14 protein-coding genes and 1 tRNA gene are annotated in these 17204 nt (G+C 67.0%); 7 read left to right on the forward strand and 8 right to left on the reverse strand.

The window, feature by feature from the left end; all coding sequences use genetic code 11:
- The first annotated feature begins 569 nt into the window (after nt 1-569).
- The 3 genes from ACT6SE_RS20310 (at nt 570) to ACT6SE_RS20320 (ending at nt 3400) form a co-directional block, all read left to right on the forward strand.
- Nucleotides 570-642 (forward strand) — tRNA-Gln (locus tag ACT6SE_RS20310).
- A gap of 356 nt (nt 643-998) precedes the next feature.
- Nucleotides 999-2123: a slipin family protein gene (locus tag ACT6SE_RS20315; RefSeq protein WP_046433154.1), complete on the forward strand. Its 1125-nt coding sequence runs from the start codon at nt 999-1001 to the stop codon at nt 2121-2123.
- A gap of 56 nt (nt 2124-2179) precedes the next feature.
- The gene (locus ACT6SE_RS20320) at nt 2180-3400 is read left to right on the forward strand and encodes an RtcB family protein (protein WP_444811046.1); all 1221 of its coding nucleotides are present in this window, start codon (nt 2180-2182) and stop codon (nt 3398-3400) included.
- Between the two features lie 95 nt (nt 3401-3495).
- Here the strand turns inward: ACT6SE_RS20320 and ACT6SE_RS20325 are convergent, their stop codons facing one another.
- Both ACT6SE_RS20325 and ACT6SE_RS20330 read right to left on the reverse strand, forming a co-directional pair.
- On the reverse strand, nt 3496-4401 hold the full coding sequence (locus tag ACT6SE_RS20325; protein ID WP_046433157.1) for an NAD(P)/FAD-dependent oxidoreductase: 906 nt from the start codon (nt 4399-4401) through the stop codon (nt 3496-3498).
- On the reverse strand, nt 4391-4846 hold the full coding sequence (locus ACT6SE_RS20330; protein WP_046433160.1) for an Rrf2 family transcriptional regulator: 456 nt from the start codon (nt 4844-4846) through the stop codon (nt 4391-4393). Before ACT6SE_RS20330 ends, ACT6SE_RS20325 begins: the two co-directional genes overlap by 11 nt.
- Before the next feature lie 184 nt (nt 4847-5030).
- Here ACT6SE_RS20330 and ACT6SE_RS20335 point away from each other — a divergent pair, with 184 nt between their 5' ends.
- Nucleotides 5031-7151, forward strand: coding sequence for a methyl-accepting chemotaxis protein (locus tag ACT6SE_RS20335; RefSeq protein ID WP_046433163.1), 2121 nt, complete (start codon nt 5031-5033; stop codon nt 7149-7151).
- A gap of 245 nt (nt 7152-7396) precedes the next feature.
- Nucleotides 7397-8206 (forward strand): 2,5-didehydrogluconate reductase DkgB, encoded by an 810-nt coding sequence (gene dkgB / locus ACT6SE_RS20340; RefSeq protein ID WP_046433168.1) that lies wholly within the window; start codon nt 7397-7399, stop codon nt 8204-8206.
- Nucleotides 8207-8315: 109 nt separating this feature from the next.
- Here the strand turns inward: dkgB and ACT6SE_RS20345 are convergent, their stop codons facing one another.
- The 3 genes from ACT6SE_RS20345 to ACT6SE_RS20355 all read right to left on the reverse strand — a co-directional run bounded on the left by ACT6SE_RS20345 (nt 8316) and on the right by ACT6SE_RS20355 (nt 10893).
- Entirely contained in the window at nt 8316-10049 is a 1734-nt protein-coding gene (locus ACT6SE_RS20345; RefSeq protein ID WP_049406828.1) for an ATP-binding response regulator, read from the reverse strand.
- A gap of 1 nt (nt 10050) precedes the next feature.
- Nucleotides 10051-10407, reverse strand: coding sequence for a hypothetical protein (locus ACT6SE_RS20350; protein ID WP_444811047.1), 357 nt, complete (start codon nt 10405-10407; stop codon nt 10051-10053).
- A 150-nt stretch (nt 10408-10557) separates the two neighbouring features.
- Complete coding sequence (locus ACT6SE_RS20355) at nt 10558-10893, reverse strand: hypothetical protein (protein WP_230548427.1); 336 nt, start codon at nt 10891-10893, stop codon at nt 10558-10560.
- Between ACT6SE_RS20355 and ACT6SE_RS20360 the strand changes: the two genes are divergently transcribed.
- Nucleotides 10865-11545, forward strand: a complete 681-nt coding sequence (locus ACT6SE_RS20360; RefSeq protein ID WP_230548428.1) for a YdcF family protein — start codon at nt 10865-10867, stop codon at nt 11543-11545. The two genes, ACT6SE_RS20355 and ACT6SE_RS20360, sit on opposite strands and share 29 nt — an antisense overlap.
- Here the strand turns inward: ACT6SE_RS20360 and ACT6SE_RS20365 are convergent.
- Entirely contained in the window at nt 11502-12209 is a 708-nt protein-coding gene (locus ACT6SE_RS20365) for an alpha/beta fold hydrolase (RefSeq protein ID WP_046433177.1), read from the reverse strand. The two genes, ACT6SE_RS20360 and ACT6SE_RS20365, sit on opposite strands and share 44 nt — an antisense overlap.
- Before the next feature lie 138 nt (nt 12210-12347).
- Here ACT6SE_RS20365 and ACT6SE_RS20370 point away from each other — a divergent pair, with 138 nt between their 5' ends.
- On the forward strand, nt 12348-12728 hold the full coding sequence (locus ACT6SE_RS20370; protein WP_014648827.1) for a YbjQ family protein: 381 nt from the start codon (nt 12348-12350) through the stop codon (nt 12726-12728).
- A gap of 82 nt (nt 12729-12810) precedes the next feature.
- Here ACT6SE_RS20370 and ACT6SE_RS20375 read toward each other — a convergent pair whose 3' ends face one another.
- Nucleotides 12811-15537 carry a bifunctional acetate--CoA ligase family protein/GNAT family N-acetyltransferase gene (locus tag ACT6SE_RS20375; protein ID WP_088375393.1) on the reverse strand — a complete coding sequence of 909 codons (2727 nt, stop codon included), beginning with the start codon at nt 15535-15537 and terminating at the stop codon, nt 12811-12813.
- A gap of 149 nt (nt 15538-15686) precedes the next feature.
- Nucleotides 15687-17057: a magnesium transporter gene (gene mgtE, locus ACT6SE_RS20380; RefSeq protein ID WP_014648829.1), complete on the reverse strand. Its 1371-nt coding sequence runs from the start codon at nt 17055-17057 to the stop codon at nt 15687-15689.
- Between the last annotated feature and the right edge of the window lie 147 nt (nt 17058-17204).

Consider the following 17204-nt stretch of genomic DNA (forward strand, 5'->3'; position numbering starts at 1 on the left):
ATCGTGGTTTATCGTGCGCACCTCGTTTCAACAACCACTGGAAACTTCCCTTGAACGCGCATTCCGTCGCCATCGCCAAACTGCTGCCATGCCTGCGCATGGACGGGCTGGCGCGCGCGTTTGGCAAGGAAGACCAGCTGACAACGGCCTGATACCCGCCCTGCGGAGATCGGCCACCCCGATCTCCGAGGCCTGACGACGCCCTCGGAACGCAAGTCCCGGGGGCGTTTTCGTTTGCGTCGGCACAAGGACCCGCGATGCCAGAACTGCACCCCGCGCGGCAACCCGCCGCTCACTGACCCAGGTTTCTCCCGCCCCGCCGAAGGATTTACTTCGCGCGATCGGCTGCGCCCGGACATTATCTGCATCGCATCAAAACATTATCGCTCGTCGATAATGTCGGTGGCCTGCACCCTCGATTCTCCAACGGTCCCGTTTCCATCACGGGCTGGTGCGCGCGGCGTTGCCGTGGCGTATGCCGGAGGTCGCGGACATGCCATCGCTTGGATCGCCTGCTGGAGGCAGGCGCCGGTTCGCCGGTACGCGGTTCGATTCCGCGCGGTCCCCAACTGGATAGCTCAGTAGGGTAGAGCAACGGATCCTGATTCCGTCTGTCGTGGGTTCGACTCCCACTCCAAACCACATGACCTGTCACGTCATGACTTGAAGCAACACCCGGGGCGCAAGCCCCAGCGGCCATCGTCGCAGTCCACCGCCATCGCCTTCGGGCGGGGCGTGGAAGGCAACGGACCGCACGCCGGGCCCCGGCCCGCCGCCACTGCCAGCCACGTTCCGCCCCGGTGCTGCCTGCCGGGAACGGCGATGGCAGCACTGCCGGTGCACCGAAGGCTCCGCGCGCGGACCGTCCGCCGATGGCCGCCCTCTTCCGCTGCCTGCACGTGGTGTGCAGGCGGCCGCGCCACGACCTGATCGACCCGGGTCATGGCGATTCATCCGCAACGGGTCGAACCACCAGAGCCATACAAGGAGAGACTCCCATGTTCTGGACCATCAAGGTCGTGATCGGCGACGGCGAGCGCGGCCTGGTGTATCGCAACCGTCGTTTCCAGCAGATCCTGCTGCCGGGTGTGCACCGCCTGTCGCCGTTCGGCGGCCGCCCGCACGTGGACATCCACACCGCATCGAAGGGCGCGGCCTATACCGGCAGCGACCAGGACAGCCTGATCGAGGCACTGGGCGCGACGCTGGACACGCACTTCGTGATGGCCAATGTCAGCGCCACCGAAGTCGGCCTGTTGCTGCGCAACGGCCGCATCGATGAAGTGCTGCCGCCGGGCAGCCGCCGTCTGTACTGGCGGGGTTCGGTCGACACCCAGGTACGCGTGATGGCGCTGGGTGACGAGCCGCGCATCCCGGCGGACGTGCAGCAACGCCTGGGCCAGCTGGGCGTGCTGCCGCGTGTGGCGGTGATCAGCACCGTGCCAAGCGAGTCGGTCGGCCTGCTGTTCATCGATGGCACGCTGCGGCAGACGCTGGACGCCGGCCTGCACGCGTTCTGGAACTTCAACGGCAACGTGTCGGTGGAGCGCGTGGAACTGCGTGCACGTTCGCTGGACGTGTCCGGCCAGGAGCTGCTCAGCCGCGACAAGGTGACCCTGCGGGTGAACCTGGCCGCGACCGTGCAGGTGATCGACCCGGTGCGTGCACACCGCACGCTCAGCAATGCCGATGAGTTCGTCTACCGGCAGCTGCAGTTCGGCCTGCGCCAGGCGATTGCCGCGCGCAGCCTGGACGAGCTGCTGGGCGACAAGGCGGCGCTGGACGGCGAGATCGCCGCCCATGTGCAGGCCGCGATCGAGGGCCACGGCGTGCGGCTGCTCGGCGTGGGCATCAAGGACGTGATCCTGCCGGGCGAGATGAAGGAGATCCTCAATGGCGTGGTGCTGGCCGAGAAGCAGGCCCAGGCCAGCGTGATCCGTCGCCGCGAGGAGGCCAACGCCACGCGTTCGCAGCTCAACACCGCAAAGCTGATCGAGGACAACCCGGTGCTGATGCGCTTGAAGGAGCTGGAGGCACTGGAGAAGGTCACCGAGAAGATCGACACGCTCACCGTATTCGGCGGCCTGGATGGCGTGCTGAAGCAGCTGGTGACGATCAGGTAGGGGGCAGCGGCGGCGCAGGGACGCGCCGCCGGCCCATCAAGGACATACACGAAGACATGGACACTCAACACAACTATCAATGGCTGCACGCCGAGGGCACCACGCCGATCAAGGGCTGGGTCAACGGTGTGCCGCTGGAAGCACAGGCGCATGAGCAGCTGCGCAACATCGCCGCGATCCCGTTCGTCGGGCCGTGGGTGGCCGTGATGCCGGACGTGCACCTGGGCAAGGGCGCGACCGTCGGCTCGGTGATCCCGACCCGCGGTGCGATCATCCCGGCCGCGGTCGGCGTCGGCATCGGCTGCGGCATGGCGGCGGTACGCACCACGCTGCGCGCCAACGACCTGCCCGACGACCTGCGGCAGCTGCGCAACAGCATCGAGCGCAGCATTCCGGTCGGCAACGGACGCGGCGGCGAGCATCACCGCATGCCCGACAGCATCCACACGCGGCTCGTGCAGTCCGGGCTGGCCGCCGGCCTGGAGAAGATCAAGGACAGGCACCGCAGAATCCGCACCGACAAGCTCGACCGCCAGCTGGGTACGCTGGGTGGTGGCAACCACTTCATCGAACTGTGCCTGGACGAGACGGACACGGTGTGGGTGATGCTGCACAGCGGATCGCGCGGCACCGGCAACCTGATCGGCACCTACTTCATCGAGAAGGCGCGCGAGGAACTGGCCCGGCGCGTGCTCGGCTTCCACCTGCCGGACAAGGACCTGGCGTTCTTCATGGAAGGCGAGCCGCTGTTCGATGACTACGTCGAAGCCGTGTCGTGGGCGCAGGACTACGCCCGGCAGAACCGCGAGGCGATGATGTCGCGCGTGCTGGCCGAGATGCGCCACCGCTTGCCGAAGTTCCAGCTGGCAGCGATGGCGGTGAACTGCCACCACAACTACGTGCAGAAGGAGACGCACCACGGCCAGGAACTGCTGGTGACCCGGAAGGGGGCGGTGAGTGCGCGCGAAGGCGAGCTGGGCATCATTCCCGGCAGCATGGGCACGCTCAGCTACATCGTGCGCGGCAAGGGCAACGCCGACAGCTTCCACAGCTGCAGCCACGGTGCCGGCCGGGTGATGAGCCGTGGCACGGCGCGCCAGCAGATCACGCTGGCCCAGCACCGCGAGGCCACCGCGCACGTGGAATGCCGCAAGGACAGCGGCGTGCTGGACGAGTCACCGGCCGCGTACAAGTCGATCGACGATGTGATGGCAGCGCAGCTGGACCTGGTCGAGGTGGTGCACACCCTGCGCCAGGTGCTGTGCGTGAAGGGGTAACGGAGCGGTGCCGGCCAAGGCCGGCCTCTACCAGAGCAGCACGTCGCGTCGGGGGTCAGATCGCTTTCTGCGAAAGGGATCTGACCCCGGCACATTCAGCGCGGCACGCTGTCTTCGGCCACCAGCGCATGATGCACGCCGATGCCCGCGCGCACGCCTTCGGCCATGGCCAGGGTGATGTTGCCGACCGTCGTCGCATCGCCTGCGGCATACACGTTCGGCACCGAGGTCTGCTTCATCATGTCGACCTCGATCAGCACCCCCAGCGGGCTCTCGACCAAGGTGCAGCCAAGCTGCTGCACCAATGGCGTGGCCATCGCCTGGGTGGCCGGTACGAACAGCGCACGCTGGGCGATGCGGCGGCCATCGGCCAGCTCCACTTCCAGCCAGGTCGGCTGGTCGCCCTGCACGCCCAGCACCGGCGAGGTCTCGATCTGCACGCCGCGCTGCTGCATGGCAGCCCGTTCCTCATCGGTGATCGGCAGGCCCTGGCTGAAGAAGGTGACATTGCCCCAGTCGGCAAACAGCGGCGCCTTGCCGGCGGACATCGGATGGCCGCCAAGCAGGCCGATGGCGCCGCCACCCACTTCGTAACCATGGCAGTAGGGGCAGTGCAGCACGGTGCTGCCCCAGCGCTCGGCCAGCCCGGGCAGTTCCGGCAGCTGGTCGGCGATACCGCTGGCCAGCAGCAGCTTGCGCGCGGCCAGCACCTGGCCATCGGCGGTACGTACTTCCACGCCCTCTGCGCTGGCGTTGGCCTGCACAGCCTCGGCATGCACCCAGCGCACGCTGGGGTAATCCAGCAGCTGCTGGCGCGCGGTCTTCAGCAGCTCGGCGCCGCTGATGCCATCCAGCCCTGGCACCCCGTGCGAATGGCTGGCGAAGCGGTTGCGCGGCGAGCCGGCGTCGATGACGGTGACCGGCCGCCGGGCGCGGGCCAGGATCAGGCCGGCGGCAATGCCGGCGTAGCTGCCGCCGACGATGAGCACATCAGGATTCATGAGGACCTTCCAGGGAACGGTGATGGGCGAGATGGCGGGCGAAGTCGGCGCCGAGCTGGTCCAGCGTGGTCGCCCGCAGGCGCGCCTCCAGCAACCGCTGTGCCTCGCGCGCCCCCTCCAGCAGCGCGCTGTTGACCAGCTGCTGGATCGGGCAGCCGCCGCCGGCGTCGCGGGCGCCGACCTGCACCAGCGGTGGTGCGCCCACGGCCAGATAGATGTCATGCAGGGTGATCGTTGCAGCGTCGCGGGCCAGCTGGCTGCCACCGCCATGACCGCGGGTGCTGCGTACCAGGCCGGCCTTGTGCAGCTGCGCCAGCAGACGGCGGATCACCACCGGATGGGTCGGCAGGCAGGACGCCAGCTGCCCGGAGGTGCGCGGGCCATCCTGGCCGACCAGATGCGCCATCACATGCAGGGCGTCAGAGAGCGGGTTCGCGGATTTCATGTAACTACATTAGTTACATTTATATCCCCTGTCCAGGGGTCCGCATTTGTTCCATATGGACACATTTGTCCTATGAAACACTTCCTTCACATCACTAAACGAAACGCTAATGTGATGTTCGTCGCACTTCAGCGGAAGCGTAGCGGGTCGATACCGCATTGCCCCTTCCCGAGAGTGCTTCCCGATGAATGCGTCTGTCCGTGCTCCGCGCCTGCAGTCCAAGCTGCTCGGCGCGGTCTCTGTTGGCTTGGCCGTGGTCCTGCTGTGCGCGCTGGCAGGCCTGGCCTCCGCCTGGTTGAAGTTGTCCACCGAGGTCCCGCCCGAAGTCGCGCACAGCCGCGATGCCGAACGCCTGCAGCGTGAGTTCCGTGGCCAGGTGCAGGAATGGAAGAACGTGCTGCTGCGCGGGCACGACGATGCGCTGCGCCAACGCCATCTGGATGGCTTCGACAGCGAAGGCCGCCTGGTCGGGCAGCTGGCCAAGGGTCTGGCCACCAGCCCGGACCCGCGCACGCGTGAGCTGGCGCAGGCGTTCGTTGGCCTGCACGCGCAGCTGCAGCAGGACTATCACGCGGCGCTGCAGGCATTTGCCGCGGCCGGCTACGATCCCGCGGCTGGCGACAACCTGGTGCGCGGCAAGGATCGCCCGGTGGCGATGGCTCTGGATGCGCTGAGCACGCACGCCACGCAGGTGGCTGAAGCGGCGGTGGCGTCCCGTTCGCAGCAGGCCCGGCAGACCCTGCTGCTGTGCGCGGCGCTGACCGTGCTGGCCGCCGTGCTGCTGCTGATCGGTCTGGCCTGGTGGCTGCGGCGTGCGGTGGTGCAGCCGGTGCTGGCAGTGGAAGCAGCGGCGCGCGCGGTGGCCGCCGGTGACCTGCAGCACGCCGTACAGGTGCGCAGCCGCGACGAGATCGGTCGCCTCGCGCAGGCCATGCAGGCGGTGCAATCCACGCTGCGCAGCGTGCTGGATGCACAGGCCGCGATGGCGCAGGCGCACGAAGCCGGCACCATCAGCCATCGCATGGACGCCGCTGCCTTCCCCGGCGCGTTCGGCACCATGGTGGCCGACTGCAACGCACTGGTCGATGCGCATATCCGGGTGAAGATGCGCGCGATCTCGATCATGGGCCGCTACGCGGTCGGCGACCTCAGCCAGGACATGGAACGCCTGCCCGGCGAGAAGGCCGTGATCACCGAAGCGCTGGACATGGCCAAGCACAACCTCGGCCTGATCAATGGCGAGATCCGCCGCCTGGCCGAGGCGGCGGCCGTCGGTGACTTCAGCCAGCGCGGCGACAGTGCCCGCTTCGAGCATGATTTCCGTGCAATGGTCGAAGGCCTGAACCGCCTGATGCAGACTACCGAACTGAACCTCGGCGAAGTCTCGACGATGCTGCGCGCGATCGCCGATGGCCGTCTCGGCGCGCGCATGCACGGTGATTTCCAGGGGGTGTTCGCCCGTATCGCCGGCGATGCCAATACCACCGCCACGCAGCTGGCCACCATCGTCACCGACATCAAGCACGCCTCCGGCAACATCCACACCGCCGCCGCGGAGATCGCCGCCGGCAACAATGACCTGTCGCGCCGCACCGAGCAGCAGGCGGCCAACCTGGAGGAGACGGCGGCATCGATGGAGGAGCTGACCTCCACCGTGCGCCAGAACGCCGAACATGCGCGCCAGGCCAACCAGCTGGCGATCGGCGCCCATACGGTCGCCTCGCACGGTGGCAGCGTGGTCGGCCAGGTGGTGGCGACGATGGGCGCGATCGAGACCTCGTCGCGGCAGATCGCCGAGATCATCAGCGTGATCGATGGCATCGCGTTCCAGACCAACATCCTGGCGCTGAATGCCGCGGTGGAAGCGGCACGCGCCGGCGAACAGGGCCGCGGCTTCGCGGTGGTCGCCAGCGAAGTGCGTACGCTGGCGCAGCGCTCGGCGGCAGCCGCGAAGGAGATCAAGTCACTGATCGAAGCCTCGGTGGAACAGGTTGGCCATGGCGCACAGCGCGTGCGCGAGGCAGGCGACACCATGGCCGAGATCGTTGCATCGGTGCAGCGCGTGACCGACATCATGGCCGAGATCTCCGCGGCCTCGCAGGAGCAGAGCGCGGGCATCGAACAGGTCAGCCAGACCGTGATCCAGATGGACGGCACGACCCAGCAGAACGCCGCGCTGGTGGAAGAAGCCAGCGCCGCCGCGCGCAGCCTGGAGCAGCAGGCCAACCGCCTGATCGATGCGGTGGATGTGTTCGACCTGTCGACCACGGCGGCGGCGAAGGGCGGGCTGGCACGCGCGGCTTGATTGATCCGGTTGCCGGCCAGCGGCCGGCACTACCGTCGAGCGCAGACAGGGGGAGTGCCGGCCGCTGGCCGGCAGCGTCCAACGCTGCACGGGTGGCGGCATGAACAGTGCGGACCAACGGTCCGCACCCACCACCACCTGCCTTCGTACACGTCGATGCAATGCACCGTTGCCGGCATGCACACGGCCGCTGGCCTACCCTTTCGTGGATATTCCCGCCTCCCTCCCCCTCTGCTGGAGCCCCCATGACTGTCCCCGCCTTCGGTCTCGGTACCTTCCGCCTGAAAGACCAGACCGTGATCGACTCCGTGCGCAACGCGCTGGCGGTCGGCTACCGCGCCATCGATACCGCGCAGATCTACGGCAACGAAGCCGAGGTCGGCCAGGCCATCGCCGATTCCGGCGTGCCGCGCGACGACATCTACCTGACCACCAAGGTCTGGATCACCGCGTTCAAGCGCGATGCGCTGCTGGCCAGCCTGCGCACCAGCCTGGAAAAGCTGCGAACCGAGTACGTCGACCTGGCGCTGATCCACTGGCCATCGCCGAACGACAAGGTCGACGTGCCGATGGAGGAGTACCTGGCCGCACTGGCTGAAGCCAAGGCGCAGGGCCTGGCCCGCGAGATCGGCATCTCCAACTTCACCATCGCGCAGACCCGCAAGGCGATCGGCATCCTCGGCGCCGGTGCCATTGCCACCAACCAGATCGAAATCCACCCCTACCTGCAGAATCGCCTGCTGGTGAAGTTCCTGCAGGACAACGGCATCCACATCACCGCCTACATGAGCCTGGCCTACGGCGAGGTGATCAAGGACCCGGTGATCCAGGCCATTGCCGGACGCCACCAGGCCACGCCGGCGCAGGTCGCGCTGGCCTGGGCGCTGCAGCAGGGTTTCTCGGTCATTCCGTCCTCGACCAAGCGCGAGAACCTGGCGAGCAACCTGGAAGCGGCAGCGATCCGCCTGACCGACGAAGACATGGCACAGATCGCCAAGCTCGACCGCGGCCATCGCCTGGCCAACCCGGAAGGCATCGCCCCGGCCTGGGATTGATTCCAACGACGGCGCGCGACTGCTCTGGTAGACGCCGACCTTGGTCGGCGCAGACGTCTGATCGATCGATGAAACACCGTGCCGACCAAGGTCGGCACCTGCCGGACGGTCAGCGCTCGGCAACACCGCGCAACATATCCAGCACGTCGTGGATGTCCAGTGGCTTGCATAGAAAACCGGCAGCCCCCAGCGCACGCGCTCTTTCAATCACCTGTACCCGCGTATCCGCGCTCATTACAAGAACCGGTGGCGCGCCGGGGTCCCTGGCTAGCGACTCCAGCACCTCCCATCCGCTGCAGCCGGGCATGTGCAGATCCAGCAGCACCACATCAGGCTCGACTGCCGCGATTACTGCGCGCGCGTCGTGACCATCGTGGCGGGAGCTGAGGCGATGACCGGCGCTCTGCAGCAGGCGCTCTACCACGTCACGGTTGGTTTCCACGTCCTCGAACAGCAGGCAGTGCAGCGGTCGCACCGACGCTGCGTGTGACTGAAGAAGTTCTTCAAGGGAAGGAAGAGGGTCCACCTCCGTGGTTGAGGCCACCGTGAAGCGCCACGCGAATGAGGCACCGCCTGCTTCATTGCGGCTCACGCTGATCGTCCCACCCATGGCATCGGAAATCAGCCGCACGATGTACAGCCCCAGCCCGACACCCTGCTCGCAGCGTGCCTCACCTTGGCTGAGCTGTACGAACGGCGAGAAGATCATCTCCAAGTCCGCGGCTTCGATCCCCGTGCCGGAATCGCAGACCTCGATCTGAACCTGCCAGTCGTCACCCGATCGGACCGCAACGATGGATACCGACACCTCGCCCGCCATCGGGGTGAACTTGATGGCATTGCAGACAAGATTGGTCACCACCTGTTCGATACGTCCGCCGTCTGCCAGCATCCAGACATCGGGCTCACTCCCATCCAGCTGCAGAAGTACGCCCTTGTCGGCGGCAGCCGGCATGCAGGTCGCCTGCACGCTTTCAATGATCGACCGCAGCGAACAAGGATGAAGCCGCAACTGCAGCCGGCCACCATCGATGCTGGCTGCGTCCAGTACATCATCGATGCGGTGCCTGAGCGCCTGCGCCTGCGTTGCGACCGTCGCCAGTGCATGCCGTTGGGCCGTACTTGCCGTCCCCACTTCCAGCAGCTGGATCCCACTGATGATGGCGTTCAGCGGCGTCCGCAGCTCGTGGCTCATCGTACTGACGAATCGGCCCTGCGCCTCACGCGAAGCAATGGCACGCAGCGCTATGTCACGCATCGCGGCTACCAGCAACGCCGCTACCAGCGGCAACAGGATCGTCAATGCCAGCGCGTAGGCGAGGTAGGCGGGCCGAGAGACCCAGTAGCCTTCAGGCGCGGCCCACAGCAATGCCAGCGCAGTCGATGCAATCGCGGGAGCAATTGCCCTGCGGCCATACACCGCGGTCGCGGAGATCACGAGGAAAGGCAGGGCTGCATTGAGCGTCATCAGCAGGATGAACGCCGCGTCCACCTGGATCGCAACCATTGCCAGGCTGAGCAGAAGGCCTACCCCATCGCACCAGCGGTGGCAGCGCTCCATGCAGAGCCTTGCAACAAGTGCCCATGTCCCGGATACCGCGAGCAGGGCAACGGCCACCGGCAGCACGCGGGCCGCCTCATTGGCCAGAACCGGCTGCGGGCCATCCACCCACTGCCAGCACCACAGCACCACCAGTACCTGCAGCAGGACCCGGAACCCGCTGGCGCGTGGCTCCTGAAGGCACGACAGAAGCCAGGCCAGGCGGTGCATCTCCAGCGCACGGGCTGCCTGCAGCAATGCTGCCGGTGCGGAAGCCTGCGAGCACACACAGGGCTGGTGCACGTCAGCCTCCTTCCATCCGGAAATGCGCCGTCGCACGATGCAGAAGACGCTGCGCGGACAGTGCCAACGCGCATGCCCGCCGCCGCACAGCGTACGCTTCTGTACCCGAGCGGAGACAGTCACTCAATGCGTCGCAGGCCAGCGTTACCTCGGCGCTGCCCAACGCTGAGGTCACGCTCTTCAAGGCATGCAGACGCGCCAGCTCCTGCTCCAAGCCACCGAAGGATTCGTCCTTCGCCTTGCTCATCCACTGCGATATCGCCGCGTCCAACGCTGCGGTGAATGAAGGCAGCTGGTGGGGCGACGTTGCCGCAATGAGACCTAGCATCGAGCGTTCCCCAAGCTCAGGCCGGTCCATGGCGTGTGGACCTGCGTTCAGCCCAAACCGGGACTTCAAGCTTTGCATCGCCTTCCTCCATCTGTCGCATTCAACACCTGAACGGATGTATTCCAGCGTCCTGTTACGCCTGACTGGAGACCTCAGGCGTCAGCATGCAGGACCCGCGAGCTATTGCATCCGCTGATGGATCTGTACGAAGAACTGCGGAAAGCAGCCACCCAGCAGATGCCCTGCAGCCACCGCGAGCATGATTCCGCCTACGATGGCAGCACATCGGGCCGGGAGTGACAGTCGCTTCAGATCCATGGCATCCAGCATGTAGGCAACGAATGCGCTACGCCATCGGAATTCTTTCAAACTTTCCTCATGGACCACCATGCTGACACTGACACTTCTCCTGCTGCTTTCATGCAGCGTGCTGGTCTGGAAACGCCGTCTGCGCAGTGCTGCGTTTCTGGCGACGCTTCCGCTGGCCATGGCAGCCAGTGCCAGCGCCCCGGTCACGCAATGGTTGCTGGATCGCGCGCAGGGCACCCCTTCTGTCACTGATCACGGTGCACTTCATCCGCGCACTGTGATCGTGGTACTGGGTGCCGGCATCGACCACGATGCCCGGGGCTCCAGGCCCGGGCTGGCCGGTTACAGCCGCCTGATGAGGGCAGCACAGCGTTACCACGAATGCGATCGCACGCGGGAGGTCTGTACGGTGCTTGCCAGCGGAGGCGTCACTGCCAAGGGCGATGTCGCTGAGGCCGATGTCTACGCACGCGAACTGATTGCGCTGGGCGTGCCCACCGAGAGGATTGTCCGCGAGCGTGCCAGCAGGAACACCTGGCAGAACGCCCGAAACAGCAGTGGGATCATCGGGCGCAACAGCCCGCGGGTGGTGCTGGTGACCTCGGGCCTGCATCTCACGCGGAGCCTGATCTACTTCCGTCACTTCGGCGTCGTGGCCGAGGGCCTGCCCAGCGACCGCCTCCGTGCCACCCGGGGGTGGCTGCCCTCCACATTCAATCTATTGCTGATCGAAGTGATGTTGCATGAGCGTATCGGCGTTCTGCGCTACCACCTCTACAACCGGATGGGCTGGAACGACGCCCCCATCGAGCCGGTCAGTGTCGCGCCTGCAGCAACCACCCACGCATCGCCGCACTGACCTCGTCCGGCTTCTCCATCGGTGCCAGGTGCCCGCAGTCAGGCACCACCACCAGCTGCGAGTGCGGCACCATCGCGTGCATTTCCTCGCTCACCGCCAGCGGCGTGATGCGATCGTTCGCGCCGCACACGATCAGCAGCGGATCGCGGTAGCCGGCCAGCACATCATGGCCATCGCGGCGTTCCAGCGCGCTCTGGCGCAGGAACACGTCCGCGCCCAGGCGGGCGGTCATGTCGCGCACGCGCTGCACCAGCACGTAGTCATCCAGCCGCGACGCATCGATGTAGCTGCGCATCAGCACATCGCCGAAGCCGTGGAACTTCCCCGGCAGGCGCACGCTGGCACGTTGGCTGCGGCGCTGCTCGGCACGTTCCGGTGAATCTGCGTGGATCGAGGTATCGATCAGCGCCAGCTGCAGCACGCGCTCCGGCGCAATGCGCAGGATCTGCTGGGCGACGAAGCCGCCCAATGAGAAACCGGCCAGCGCAAAGCGCTCCGGTGCCTGTGCGAGCACGTCCTCGGCCACCGCCTGCAGGGTCTCGCCACGGGTCTGGTCGCCTACTGTGCAGTCGGCGATGTCGGCCAGGTCGGCCAGCTGCGCGCGCCACAGCTCGGCATCGTTGAGCAGGCCGGGCAGCAGCAGCAGGGGAATACGGTCGGTCATGGGGGTATTGTCGGGCCAGCACGGTGACGGAACCATGCCGCAACAGGCGGTTGCGTTGTAGGGTCGCGCCATGCTCGACTGCTGCACGGCCCGTCGAGCATGGCTCGACTCTCAGAAGGCAGCGATACGGACGCGACCATGGCAGACCCCTACAACAGCGGCACCCCCACCCCACCCGCGCTCCGCTTCGATGATGCGCTGGTCACCACCGCCTTCGAGCTGCCTGGGCACCGCGTCGTGCGCAACCTCGGTGTGGTGCGCGGCATCACCGTGCGCTCGCGCTCGATCGTCGGCAACTTCCTCGGCGGTATCCAGACGCTCTTCGGTGGCAACATCACCATCTATACCGAACTGTGCGAACAGGCCCGCGAGGAAACCTACCGCGACATGGTCAAGCATGCGCGGCAGCTGGGTGCCAACGCGATCATCGGCATGCGCTACGACGCCACCGATGTGATGACCGGGCTGACCGAAGTGCTGTGCTATGGCACGGCGGTGGTGGTGGAGCCGATGCGTTGAAGCTGTAGAGCCGAGCCCATGCCCGGCTCAGGCGTGCCCGTGTGATGCAAGGCAGCCGAGCGTAGGCTCGGCTCTACAGGAATCAGGCCACCGGCGGGACGTCGGGCACCTCGACCTGCTGCACCGGCAGGGTCACCATCATCACCGTCGGGTCGTCCGGGTCCAGCTTCGTCTTGAAGCCCAGGCTCTGGCACATCGCCAGCATGGTGCTGTTCTCGCGCAGCACCTGGCCTTCGACCACGTCCAGGCCCAGCCACTTGGCGTACTCGATCATGATCGCCATCAGCCGCCAGCCGATGCCGTGGCCCTTCAGGTCCGAGCGGATCAGGATGCCGTACTCGCCACGGTGGTAATCCGCATCGGCATGCAGGCGCACCGCGCCCAGCATCTCGCCGCTGCGCGGTTCGATCGCCACCAGCGCAATCGAGCGCGCGTAGTCGAGCTGGGTCAGGCGCGCGATGAACTCGTGGCTGAAGTGCTTCACCGACTGGAAGAAGCGCAGGCGCAGGTCCTCGTCGCTGACGCGGGCGAAGAACGCACGGAACAGCGCGTCGTCCTCCGGCCGCACCGGGCGCACGAAGGCGCGGCCGCCATCGGACAGTTCGATGGTGCGCTCCCACTCCTTCGGGTACGGGAACACCGAGAAACGTGGATGGCCGCGGCCCTTGTGCAGGATGCGCGACGGCGCCACCGCCACGCGGGCGTCGAGGGCGAGGATGCCCTTGCCGTCGACCAGCAACGGGTTGATGTCCAGCGTACGCACTTCGGGAATGTCGGCGGCCAGTTGTGCAAGCTTCACCAGCGCCAGCGCCAGTGCGCGCTCGTCAGCCGCCGGCACGTCACCGTAGGCCTTGAGGATGCGCGAGGCGCGGGTCTGGCCAATCAGCTCGTGGGCCAGGCGCAGGTCCAGCGGCGGCAGCGCCAGCGCCTTGTCGTTGATCACTTCGACGGCAGTGCCGCCGCGACCGACCACGATCACCGGGCCGAACGTCGCATCATCGGCGATGCCGACAATCAACTCGCGCGCCTTCGGACGCACGATGGTCGGCTGCACCAGCAGGCCGTCGATACGCGCATCCGGCCGCAGCTGGCGTGCGCGCGACAGGATCGCGTTGGCCGCGCTCTGCACCGCCGGCAGCGTGGACAGGTTCAGGCGCACACCATCCACTTCCGACTTGTGCGGAATATCCGGCGAGAGAATCTTCAGCGCGACCGTGGCACCGCGTTCCAGCAGGGGCTGCGCCAGGTCCATCGCCTCGTGCGCATCACGCGCATGCATCACCGGCGCGGAGGGAATGCCGTAGGCCTTGAGCAGTTCATGCGTAGCCAGCGGGTCCAGCCACTGCTGGCCGTTGGCCAGCGCGGCATCGACCAGTGCGCGCGCGGCGGCCGTGTCGACGCTGAAGTCCTGCGGCAGGCTGGGCGGCGTTTCCATCAACGCGTTCTGCGCTTCGCGGTAGCGCACCAGATGCTGGAAGCCACGTACGGCTTCGGCCTCGGTCGGATAGGTCGGCACCCGCGCCGCGTTGAGCGTGGCGGTGGCCTGGTCGTCGTTGCCCAGCCACACCGCGAACACCGGCTTGTCGCGGTGGTGGCGCGGGCGCAGGCCGAGCGTGCGGGTGAGTGCCTGCGCGGCGTCCGCCGATGAGGTGAACGCGGTCGGCACGTTGACCACCATCACCGCGTCGTTCTCGTTGTCGGCCAGCAGCGCTTCGATGGCCGCGGCATAGCGGTCACCATCGGCGTCGACCACGATGTCGACCGGATTGCTGCGCGACCAGCCCTGTGGCAATACCGCATCGAGCTTCTGCACCGTGCTGTCGGACAGGGTGGCCAGCGTGCCACGCAGCGCGATCAGCTGGTCCACGGCAAGGCGGCCGACGCCGCCACCATTGCTGAGAATGGCCAGGCGGCGGCCAGGGAAGGTGCCCAGCCGCCCCAGTGATTCGGCGGCGGTGAACAGCTCGTCCAGCGCACCGACGCGCAGCAGGCCGGCGCGGTTGAAGGCCGCACCGTACACATCATCGGCGCGGGCCAGGGCCTGCACATGGGTATCGCGGCTGCCCGGCTGCACGCGCTCGGCGCGGCCGGACTTCACCACCACCACCGGCTTGGCGCGGGCGGCGGCACGCGCGGCCGACATGAACTTGCGCGCGTCCTTGATCTGCTCGACGTAGAGCAGGATGGCGCGGGTACGGTAGTCGGTGGCGAAGTAGTCGAGCAGGTCGCCGAAGTCGACGTCCATCGTATCGCCCAGCGAGACCACGGCGGAGAACCCGACCGAGCGCGCCACGCCCCATTCCACCAGCGCGGCGGCAATGGCCGAGGATTCGGAGATCAGCGCGAGGTCGCCGGCCTGCGGAAAATGTGCGGCGATGCTGGCATTGAGCCGCGCGTGCGGCGCGATCACGCCCAGGCAATGCGGCCCGAGGATGCGCAGGCCATGCTTGCGCGCCACCGCCTCTACCTGTGCAGACAACGAACCGGGGCCTTCGCCCAGGTGCGCGGTGAGGATGATCGCCGCCTGCACGCCACGTTCGGCGGCAGTGCGCACCACCTGCGGCACGATCGCCGCTGGTGCGGTGATCACCACCAGGTCGGGCACCCAGTCCAGGTCCTTCAGCCGCTTGACCGTGCGGATGCCATCGATCTCGGCATGCCGCGGATTGATCCACGCCACCTTGCCGGGGAAGCCGGTGCCACGCAGGTTGCGCATCACCGCGCGCCCGGCCGAACGCTCGCGCGGGCTGCCGCCGATCACCGCGAGCGACTGCGGACGGAACACGGACTGCAGGTGGTAGGTACTCATGGGCCTACGGTACCCAAATTCCGTGGCGATGGGGTCGGAGGCGGGGTCGGAGCCCTTTTCGCAGGAAAGGGCTCCGACCCCTGCTGCGGATATCCGGGGTCAGAGCCCTTCGCTGCGCGAAGGGATCCGACCCCGGCGTGCATGTTTTGTTACAGCAGCGTGCCGTGCAGGATCATCGCGGCGATGCTGAAGTAGATCACCAGGCCGGTCACATCCACCAGGGTGGCCACGAACGGGGCCGAGGCGCTGGCCGGGTCGAAGCCGAGCCGCTTCAGGATGAAGGGCAGCATCGAGCCGGACAGCGAACCGAAGGTGACGATGCCCACCAGCGCGGCGCCGATGGTGATCGCCAGCAGGATCCAGTGCTCGCCGTAGTCGTGCAGGCCGCCCAGCTGCCAGATCACGATGCGCACGATGGCCAGGCAGCCGAGGATGGCGCCCAGCACCATGCCGGTCGGCACTTCGCGCAGGGCCACCTTCCACCAGTCGCGCAGGCGCAGTTCGCGCAGTGCCAGGCTGCGGATCAGCAGCGAGGTGGCCTGCGAGCCGGAATTGCCACCCGAACTCATGATCAATGGGATGAACAGGGTCAGCACCACCGCGCGCGCCAGTTCGTCCTCGTAGTGCTGCATCGCGCTGGCCGTCAGCATCTCGCCCAGGAACAGCACGCTCAGCCAGCCGGCGCGCTTGCGCAGCATCTCGAAGAAGCCGATCTGCATGTACGGCTTGTCCAGCGCTTCCATGCCGCCGAACTTGTGCGCGTCCTCGGTGGATTCCTCGATCAGCGCATCGAGCACGTCGTCCACGGTGACGATGCCGAGCATCTGCTGCTGCGCGTCGACCACCGGAATCGCCAGCAGGTCGTGGCGGCGGATCAGCCGTGCCACCTCTTCCTGGTCCATCAGCGCATCCACTGTTACCGGCGGATTGACCTGGGCCACGTCCAGGATCGATTCCTCGGGCAGGCCGGTGATCAGCCGGCGCATGGTCACCACCTGCTGCAGCTGCTGGCTGGCCGGCTCCAGCACGTAGATCGCGTACACCGTCTCGCGGGTGCGCTCGACCTGGCGGATGTGCTGCAGGGTCTGCGCCACGGTCCAGCTGGCGGGCACCGCCACGTACTCGGTGGTCATCAGTGCGCCGGCGGTGTTCGGCGGGTAGCTGAGCAGCTTCTGGATGACCTGGCGGGCGTCGGTGCCCAGCAGCGGGATCAACCGCGCGCGCTCTTCCTCATCCAGCTCGTGGACGATGTCGGTGGCGCGGTCGTCGGCCATCAGGCCCAGCAGCGCCGCAGCCCGCGCGGGTGGCAGTGCGGCCACCAGCTCACCGCTGCGGTGCAGCTCCGGCGCTTCGAGCATCTTCACTGCACGCGGCAACGGCAGCGCAGCCAGCGTTTCCGCGGCGCGGGTCAGGTCCAGCGTGTTGAGGAATTCCACCGCGTCGGCGGTGTTGTAGTTCGCCAGCGGTGCGGCCAGTGCGGCGGCATCGGCCACCGGGCGCAGCAATTGCTTCTGGTTCATCGGTTTTGCCTTGTGGGGATGCGACCTCGCGCAACGCCAACGCAGGCAAACCGTCCCGGTGTCAGGCGGTGGCCATCGCTGGCGTCGAACGAGGTCGACTTCTACTGTCGCTGGACATGGGTTGGGGACTCCGGGATGCGTATGCCA

This window comes from Stenotrophomonas sp. LC732 (genome assembly GCF_052446685.1).
Taxonomy (GTDB): Bacteria; Pseudomonadota; Gammaproteobacteria; order Xanthomonadales; family Xanthomonadaceae; genus Stenotrophomonas; species Stenotrophomonas muris.

What these genes read in the sequence shown, in the direction of transcription:
- dkgB (WP_046433168.1), top strand. Translation starts at nt 7,397, where the DNA reads ATGACTGTCCCCGCCTTCGGTCTCGGTACCTTCCGCCTGAAAGACCAG.
- mgtE (WP_014648829.1), bottom strand. Translation starts at nt 17,057, where the DNA reads ATGAACCAGAAGCAATTGCTGCGCCCGGTGGCCGATGCCGCCGCACTG.
- ACT6SE_RS20330 (WP_046433160.1), bottom strand. Translation starts at nt 4,846, where the DNA reads ATGAAATCCGCGAACCCGCTCTCTGACGCCCTGCATGTGATGGCGCAT.
- ACT6SE_RS20370 (WP_014648827.1), top strand. Translation starts at nt 12,348, where the DNA reads ATGGCAGACCCCTACAACAGCGGCACCCCCACCCCACCCGCGCTCCGC.
- ACT6SE_RS20325 (WP_046433157.1), bottom strand. Translation starts at nt 4,401, where the DNA reads ATGAATCCTGATGTGCTCATCGTCGGCGGCAGCTACGCCGGCATTGCC.
- ACT6SE_RS20360 (WP_230548428.1), top strand. Translation starts at nt 10,865, where the DNA reads ATGGCAGCCAGTGCCAGCGCCCCGGTCACGCAATGGTTGCTGGATCGC.
- ACT6SE_RS20335 (WP_046433163.1), top strand. Translation starts at nt 5,031, where the DNA reads ATGAATGCGTCTGTCCGTGCTCCGCGCCTGCAGTCCAAGCTGCTCGGC.
- ACT6SE_RS20350 (WP_444811047.1), bottom strand. Translation starts at nt 10,407, where the DNA reads ATGGACCGGCCTGAGCTTGGGGAACGCTCGATGCTAGGTCTCATTGCG.
- ACT6SE_RS20320 (WP_444811046.1), top strand. Translation starts at nt 2,180, where the DNA reads ATGGACACTCAACACAACTATCAATGGCTGCACGCCGAGGGCACCACG.
- ACT6SE_RS20365 (WP_046433177.1), bottom strand. Translation starts at nt 12,209, where the DNA reads ATGACCGACCGTATTCCCCTGCTGCTGCTGCCCGGCCTGCTCAACGAT.
- ACT6SE_RS20315 (WP_046433154.1), top strand. Translation starts at nt 999, where the DNA reads ATGTTCTGGACCATCAAGGTCGTGATCGGCGACGGCGAGCGCGGCCTG.
- ACT6SE_RS20375 (WP_088375393.1), bottom strand. Translation starts at nt 15,537, where the DNA reads ATGAGTACCTACCACCTGCAGTCCGTGTTCCGTCCGCAGTCGCTCGCG.